Annotated in this window: 2 protein-coding genes and 1 pseudogene; all 3 read right to left on the minus strand. The window is 69.8% G+C overall.

Annotation, left to right across the window (positions count from 1 at the left end; genetic code table 11):
- Window positions 1-50 precede the first annotated feature (50 nt).
- Window positions 51-2,042, minus strand: coding sequence for an alpha/beta hydrolase-fold protein (locus G6020_RS04070; RefSeq protein ID WP_182609744.1), 1,992 nt, complete (start codon window positions 2,040-2,042; stop codon window positions 51-53).
- Window positions 2,043-2,284: 242 nt separating this feature from the next.
- On the minus strand, window positions 2,285-3,412 hold the full coding sequence (locus G6020_RS04075) for an alpha/beta hydrolase family protein (protein WP_182609745.1): 1,128 nt from the start codon (window positions 3,410-3,412) through the stop codon (window positions 2,285-2,287).
- A 194-nt stretch (window positions 3,413-3,606) separates the two neighbouring features.
- A pseudogene (locus tag G6020_RS04080) lies at window positions 3,607-4,464 on the minus strand (arabinosyltransferase); the annotation flags it as partial.

Genomic DNA, 4,464 nt, shown 5'->3' on the forward strand with positions numbered 1-4,464 from the left:
CATCCCGCCCGCCACCACGAGCGCCGCGCCGAGAGCCGCCGCCCTGGCCGTCACGAGATCTCCGCCCGGCCGCCGGTCACCGTGATCCGGCCGCCCTCGAACTCCATGACCTGGCCGTCCCGGGTGGTGCGCAGCGCGCTGGTGGGATAGCCGAGCCGGCCACGCTCGTAGTCGACCGTGCCCCAGGCGTCGAACACCGGACCGCGGGGGATGGCGTGCGCACCGGTGCGCGGCGACCAGTAGATCGCCCCGCCCTGGAAGCGACTGAAGGCGCCGCCACGCGTGGTCAGGGAGATCTCGTCGGTCGTCGGGTACCCGAGTTCCGAGTTCTCCGCGCCGGCCTCCCGGTAGGTGCTCAGGATGGCGCCCTCGACGACCCTGGGGCCAGTGGCGGAGGACCAGTAGACGGTGCCGCCCTGGAATCCCTGGACAACGCCGGGCTTGTTCGGGTTGGTGACCTCGTCGGTGGTCGGGTACCCGAGGTCGCCGCGCTCGGCGCCGCGCTCCTGCCACATCGACCGGATCGCCCCGCGGATCGCGTGCGCCCCGGTGGTCGGCGACCAGTAGATGACCCCGTTCTGGAACTGGGTGAACCGGCCCCTGCCGTCGGGCGTGGTGGTCTCACCGGAGGTGGGCAGACCCAGCGGGCCGTCGGGTCCACCCTCGGCCTGGTAGGCGGCGCCGATGGCCCCGAGGACCGAGTGCGCGCCCGTCTGCTGCGACCAGAAGACGCGGCCGAAGCGGAAGTCGGTGGCCTTGCCGCCCTTGACATCGTACTCGCCCGTCAGACAGGGGCCCAGACCGGGCTGACGCTCGGCGACCCGGGCGATCTCGCCCTGTGCCGCGCACGGGGGCTCGACGTTCTCGATCTCGACGGCGCCCGCGAACTGGGGCCACGCCTGCATCATCTCGAACTGCCAGTACGGCCACGTGTGCGTGCCCGAGGGCCGGAAGTTGGCGGTCACCTCGACGCCGGCCCCCCGGGCCTTGTTGACGAAGGTCTGGGTGGTCATCCGCGACAGCAGCTCGAGCCCGTAGCCCGGGAAGTTGGTGGGGATGTCCGGCAGACCCGACGGCTGGTCCCACGGACCGGTTCTCCCGCTTCCCGCGGACACGTAGACGCTCTGGCCGCGGAGCTTGTCCGCGTGGAGCTTGGGGTCCTGCTCCTGCCACCTGGCCGAGCCGAGGGGTCCCCACATGCTCTCCGCCTGATACCCGCCGGCGTCCTGCATGGCCACCTTGATGGCCTCGGGCATGCCGAAGCTCGTGGTGTCGAGGAAGCCCGAGTAGCTCGCCGCGAACTGGAAGTAATCCGGGTAGCGCTGCGAGAGCATCATCGCGGCCGTGCCGCCCATCGACAGCCCGGCCACGCCGTGCTTGTCGTTCACCCGCCAGTCGCGGGCCAGTAGCGGCGGCAGCTCCTCCATGAGGAACGTCTCCCACTGGTAGGCCGAGCCGTTGGCGTCCGCGACCCAGTCCGTGTAGAAGCTCGATTCGCCGCCGACGGGGAGCACGATGATCGCGTTCTTGGCGTCGAAGAACTGGGAGATCTTGGTCTCGAGGGTCCATCCGCTGGCGTCGTTGCGCGCCCGCAGGCCGTCGAGCAGGAGCAGCGAGGGGTACGTGCGTTCCGGCTCGGCGTTCCACTGGGCCGGGAGCATGAGCTGCACCTGGATGGCCTGCTCCATGGCCGGGGACTGCACCCACAGTGCGACCCGGTTGGCCGTCTTCCACTCGACCTTGTCCAGGCGGACTCCGGTCGGGAGGCTCGTCGGCACGCTCAGGGAGGGGGAGTCCACCCGGTTCCCGGGGGTCGCCCGGGCCGGGTCCTCCTGGCCGGGACCGGTCTGTGCCGGGGAGGCCTGGACCGGGGAGCCCTGGGCGGGAGTCTCCTGACCCGGGGTCACCCGGACCGGGGTCTCCTGGGCGCCCGCAGCCGGAGGGACGATGAGGCCGGAGCCCACCATTCCCACCACGAGTGGGGCCGCCAGGAGGGACGCCCACCGGGTGCGGGGGCTCGCGTGTGCGCTGGGGGTCGCCATGTGAGGTTCTCTTCCTTGCCGCGTCGTCGCCGAACGTCTCGGTGAACGGGCCGCGAGCGCGACCCGGACAGCTTCTGCCCGGGGCCCTGGTCCGTCGTCCGCCCGCGGGCTCCCCTCCCGCGGCCGAACCCGGTGGTCACGCAAGCGACCGGGGCCCCGCACGAGAATCTACGCACGGGGCCCCGGTGTGACGGGTGAGGACTCGCTGAGCGGAGCCCGATTCGTCGGCTAACCGACCGTGATCACCACGCGAAGGCGTTCATCACGGGCAGGATCTGCGCCGAGCGGGCGGCGATCAGGTCGTCGTTCCAGTAGCCCCACCCGTGGATGCCGGTGGTGCGGTAGTCGAACGTGGCCTGGTTGGGCCGGGCGTTGAGGGTGTTCTGGAACGCGATGGTCGAACCGCGCGACAGACCCTCGAGGATGATGCCGTTGAAGGTGTTGAACACGGCCTGCAGGCTGGAGGGCTGGTCGTACCGGCCGGGGATGGCCGACCCCGCGGTGACGTACATCGGGATGTCGCGCAGCTTGTCCGCGTTGAGCAGCGGGTCGTTCTGACCCCAGCGCGGCGAGCCCGGCAGGCCCCACATGGCGAACGGGTCGCACTTGCACTGGTCGAACATCGCCAGCGGGATCATCGTGTACATGCCCGGCGCGGTGGGGTTCATGTAACCGGAGAACACCGAGACCTGCTTGAACTGCGTCGGGTGCTTGGCGGCGAGGGTCGCGGCCGCGGAGCCACCCATGGACAGTCCGGCGATGGCGTTGTTCTGCGGATTGACCCCGAAGTGCTCCGCGAGGTAGCCGGGCAGCTCGGAGGTCAGGAAGGTCTCCCACTTGTACTCGAGCAGCCGGCCGCCCAGGTTGATGGGCCGATCCCAGTCGGAGTAGAACGACACCTGGCCGCCGACCGGCATGACCAGGGTGATGTTGTCCTGCAGGAAGATGCGGTGCGCCTGGGCGTCCCGGGTCCACGCGTTCCACTCCTCGCGGGCGCGCAGACCGTCGAGCAGGTACAGGCCGGCGTCGCCGTTGAAGCGGGCGGGCTGGACCTGCACCTTGATGTCGCGGTTCATCGAGTTGGACCACACGTTGCAGAACTGGACCCAGGATCGGGCCTGCTCGTCGTACCAGCATCCGGGGCGGAGCACTCCGCGGTTTCCGCGCGGGTCCTCGTTACCGCCGGCCGGTCGGAACGCGGGGGCCGCGGGCGGCGCGCCGGCTGATCCGGCGGATCCGAGGCTGGCGGACGAGCCCTGCTCGGTGGCCTGGGCGCCGACGAGAGCCGGAGCGCCGACGACGAGGCCTGCAGCCGTCGCCAGGGCGGTGAGCCCGGCGGCGAACTTGCGCCGGAGGGTGGTCTGGGACATTCGTGGGTTCCTTTGTTCGTTCCTGGTGCCCCCAGGTGACCCGGGGCATCGGTGACGTCCATCGGACCGGCCCCACCAGGGGAGGACCGGAACTGCGACATCGTTACTGTCGCTTATTCTGGGACAGGTGTTACAGGTCGGGGACCTGATCGATCCCCTACTGTTATCGATTCGAGACAACAGTACGGGCCACACTACCGAGTGCCCTGGTACTTCTCCACTTTCTCAGGCATGGGCAACCCGCACCTCTGCACCTCGTATGCAGGGATTCTGTTGATCCGGTACTCGGCGAATGAGAATGCGTTAACCAGGTTGGACCAGCGCTTCTCCAGCGTCAACGGGCCGGAATACGAGTCGATCAGCGCCTCGGTCGCGGGGCAGGTGAGCGCCACCTCGGCCTGGTTGACCCAGTTCACGTCGATCCATCGCGGGAAGTTGACCGGGTCCTCGACCACCCCGGTGCGCGCGAGCACCCAGTCGTACGGGAGGAACTTGTCGTGGCCGATACGCCCGTCCTCCATGCGGTCGGTGTGTGCGGCCAACGGCGAGGCCAGACCCACGGTGTCGTAGACGTCCACGTCGAGCGGGAGGTTCATGCTGGTCATGCCCAGGTTGAGGAACACGACCGTCTTGATGGGGTCGTCGGGCAGTTCGAACGGCTGCAGTCCGGGCATCGGGCGGTCGTAGGCCACCACGTCCCACCGGTCCTGGAAGCCCGGGACCGGCAGGAAGACCGCCCCCGTCCGGTTGGTCGAGACCTCTCTCACCAGTGCCCTCATGCGCGGGAAGTCGAGGTAGTCGTCCGCGAGCAACGGGTGCTTGTGGCCGGTCCGCTGGATGTAGAACTGCCGCTCGTCGACGATCCCCGCGGCGGTGATGGACTCCGGTTCGTCGCGGAACGGGTCCTGGACCACCTCGACGGTCACCGCCCATCCGACGACGACGAGCCACGCACCGGCGACGACGGGGACCGCCACCCGGCGCACGCGGGCGTCGTCCGCCCCGCGGGCGGGTCCGACCGGCAGGGGCACCACGGAGACCGGCAGGAGGAA

This window comes from Dietzia sp. B19, assembly GCF_014145155.1.
GTDB classification, from domain to species: Bacteria; Actinomycetota; Actinomycetes; order Mycobacteriales; family Mycobacteriaceae; genus Dietzia; species Dietzia natronolimnaea.

Bases quoted from the DNA above. Each gene is read 5' to 3' on its own strand.
- G6020_RS04070 (WP_182609744.1), bottom strand. From the start codon at position 2,042: ATGGCGACCCCCAGCGCACACGCGAGCCCCCGCACCCGGTGGGCGTCC.
- G6020_RS04075 (WP_182609745.1), bottom strand. From the start codon at position 3,412: ATGTCCCAGACCACCCTCCGGCGCAAGTTCGCCGCCGGGCTCACCGCC.